This window comes from Mesorhizobium sp. M7A.F.Ca.US.011.01.1.1 (genome assembly GCF_003998295.1).
In the GTDB taxonomy this organism is placed as follows: Bacteria; Pseudomonadota; Alphaproteobacteria; order Rhizobiales; family Rhizobiaceae; genus Mesorhizobium.
Genome location: NZ_RZRT01000135.1, coordinates 1 through 3,120 on the forward strand (window position 1 = coordinate 1; position 3,120 = coordinate 3,120).

4 protein-coding genes are annotated in these 3,120 nt (G+C 60.1%); 3 read left to right on the plus strand and 1 reads right to left on the minus strand.

Annotated elements, in window-relative coordinates; translation table 11 throughout:
- A partial coding sequence (locus tag EOA13_RS38470) for a hypothetical protein (RefSeq protein ID WP_206535365.1) occupies positions 1-198 on the plus strand: 198 nt, incomplete at its 5' end.
- A 187-nt stretch (positions 199-385) separates the two neighbouring features.
- Here EOA13_RS38470 and EOA13_RS36685 read toward each other — a convergent pair.
- Positions 386-604: a hypothetical protein gene (locus EOA13_RS36685; protein ID WP_206535364.1), complete on the minus strand. Its 219-nt coding sequence runs from the start codon at positions 602-604 to the stop codon at positions 386-388.
- Between the two features lie 749 nt (positions 605-1,353).
- Between EOA13_RS36685 and EOA13_RS36700 the strand changes: the two genes are divergently transcribed.
- The gene (locus EOA13_RS36700) at positions 1,354-2,601 is read left to right on the plus strand and encodes an exonuclease SbcCD subunit D (RefSeq protein WP_127297995.1); all 1,248 of its coding nucleotides are present in this window, start codon (positions 1,354-1,356) and stop codon (positions 2,599-2,601) included.
- The coding region (locus tag EOA13_RS36705; RefSeq protein ID WP_164780595.1) for an AAA family ATPase at positions 2,598-3,120 on the plus strand (523 nt) is incomplete at its 3' end. The genes EOA13_RS36700 and EOA13_RS36705, both read left to right, overlap by 4 nt.

A 3,120-nucleotide genomic window follows, 5' to 3' on the forward strand; every position in this document is an offset into this window, starting at 1 on the left:
GTCAGCAAGGAAGTTATCGAGGCGGCCCGCCTCGACGGCGCCGGCGACTATGTGCTGATGACGAAGATTATCTGGCCGCTGATGGCGGTAAATCCGTCGTCGAGACTGGCTGAATCGGTATTCTCAAGCACGGCGGGAAAACCCAGCACGACGTCGCAAAGTGCGGGGCTACCGGCGCAGCTTCAGTCAAACCGATGAAGCCCGCGACGTGCGGCAAGATCATGCCGGTTCCACGTCTCTCTCTAGCCTCGGGCTTTTGGAAGCTGATAGAGGGCAGCCTTCTGGCCTTGGCTAACGGCGAGTAAACTAAGGCGAATCAGAACTTCGCCCCTGAAGAATGTTCCCGCAGGGGATTGGTGTTTCTCTCGGCTGGGTCAACTGCGATCTAAAAGCCAATTGTCAACCACGGATTGGTGTCGTATCCGAGACGCGGCTTTTCCGGCGTTGCTCCATCCGGCAATTTGGCCGTTCCGGTCAAACTGCAGTCTAGATCTGGTAACGGCTTCTTGGCCGAATGCTTAGAGCAGAGGGCCGCAGCATCACTGACCACCACCTTCTTTTCCTTGGCAACAGCGACACCGGTCGCAGCGATCACGATTGCCACGCAAAATATACCCACTCTCATCGTACTTCCACCACGGATCCGCATCCCCAAGATGCTGGCGTGACGTTACGTCACTTTTATATTAGCGCAAGCGGATATTTCGCCCGCCCGCCAGCGGCTCCGTCGTCGGCGAGGCCACGCAAAGGCCGCGGCTGCGCTCGCCGGGTTCCTGGCGGCCTAACAGGCCGGTCACATGCGACTTTGTCGCTTGGGACCGCTACGGCCGCTTCGTCGGTGACTGCCTGCGCGAGCAGCTATTTATTCCCAGAAGATAGTCACGGACCTCTACGGCATACTTAACCGTCGGTTTGGCCCCCTCACTTCGTCTGCGATGCTGCTTTTCGAACTTTCAGAGAGACGATGACCAGGCGCCGGCTGATTATTCCGGGCGGTTTGCTGGCAGCCCGCTTCGCGCCCTCGGCATGGGCTGCGCGCCGATCCCCAAGGCGTCTGAAACGTTCCGACCCACACGCCGATCTTCGCCGCCTTGGCGTTTGCCTGCTGCCCCGCATAGGCGCCGTGGCTGAAAGGGGGCCAGTCGAGCGCCTGGCCGTGCTTGACCATCAAGGCGTCCGCGCTGGCGCCCTGACGAAGCTCAATGATATCTTAAGAATTGTTCGTGGGGCGGGAAGGTCGACCGCGATAAGGACGGGATCCCGTGTGGTCTGGACACCCAACACCGCGTGTCGTGAAATTCTTCTATCGGGCCGCGATCGAACATCGATATGTTCGTGGGCGGAGACCGCTCAATGGCATTTCGATTCGTACACACGGCCGATATTCACCTTGACTCGCCGCTGCGTTCGCTGGCGATGCGAAACCCCGACCTTGCCGAACTGGTCGGAGACGCCAGCCGTCAGGCTTTTATCTCGATCGTGGATCTCTGCCTTGCGGAACGTGTCGATGCGCTGGTCATTGCCGGCGATCTCTACGATGGCGATCAGACATCGATGAAAACCGCGCGGTTCTTGGCGTCACAGATGACACGACTTCACCAGGCCGGCATCAAGGCTTTCAAGATCCGCGGCAATCATGACGCCCTGTCGCGGATATCGAAACAGCTGGTGTTCCCTGACACGGTCACGATCTTCGGTGGCCGTCCGCAGTCAGTGCTGCAGACAGCCGGCGGGCTTGACGTCATGTTCCATGGTTTGAGCTTCGCGAGCCCCAAGGCACCGGAGAGCCTGCTTCCCAAGTATTCAGCGCCGCGTGAAGGCGCGGTCAATGTCGGCATTATGCATACCAGTCTGGCCGGATCTCCCGGCCACGACGTCTACGCTCCCTGCAGCGTCGCTGACCTGCACAGCCATGGCTTCGACTACTGGGCCCTTGGGCACATCCACGTCCGCCAAGTCCATCCCGGTGCGAGCACCGTGGTGATGCCAGGAATTCCACAGGGCAGGGACATCAACGAGGCCGGGGAGAAATCCGTCACCCTGGTGACGATACGAGACGACCGCACCGTAGAGATCGAGGAGAGACTGACCAGCATCGCGCAATTCGAAAGGGTGAATGTCGACCTGACCGAAACGGTGGAATGGTCCGATGTCGTCGGACGAGTCCGCTCCGCGCTCGAAGATGTGCGCGCCTCCGTCAGGTCCCGTCACGTTGTGGTCCGCCTCGGCCTGACCGGGGCTTCACCCTTATCCTGGCGGCTGATCCGTGACCGCGACCTGCTGCTCGCAGAAGCTGAGCAGGTTGGCGGAATCTGGGTGGAGAAGCTCGAACTTAACGTTGCTCCATCCGTAGCCGAAGCATCCGAGGGCGTCGCTGATCCGATCTTCGAACTCGCTCAATCCATGCGCGCCGATGCCAGGTCGGAAGCTTTCCGTGCCGAGGCGAGGGCGTTGGTCCAGAAGATGATCGGGGATCTTCCGCCTGACGGGCGCGATTTCGCCGGTAAGAACGAGGCTGAGATGGAGTTGTTTCTCGACAGGGTGGTTGCCAATGGCGCCGACCTGGTCACCGCCCGCCTTAAGGCTGGTGGGTCACAATGAGGCTCCGGCGGCTTGATCTCATTCGTTATGGCAAGTTCACCGACAGGACGATCGACTTCGGGTCGAAACCGGAATCCGGTCCCGACCTGCATATCGTCTTCGGCCTGAACGAGGCCGGCAAGTCGACTGCGCTTTCTGGCTATCTCGACCTGCTGTTTGGAATCGAGGAACGCAGCCGCTACAATTTCCTGCACGAGTACAGCGCGATGCGCATCGGCGGGGTGCTCGAACTCGGCGGCGCGGAGCTCACGTTCACACGCACGAAGCAGCGCACCAACTCATTGTTGAACGCGACTGGCCAACCGGTTAGCGAAATGGCGATATCCGCACATCTCGCGGGGCTGTCTCGCGACGCATACGAGACCATGTTTTCGTTGGACGACGAAACGCTGGAAGCAGGTGGAAAATCAATCCTGGAATCGCGCGGCGACCTGGGCAAGTTGCTGTTTACGGCGAGCGCCGGCCTCGGGCACGCAAGTGATACATTGAGCGTACTCGAGACCGAAGCGGACAGGCTCT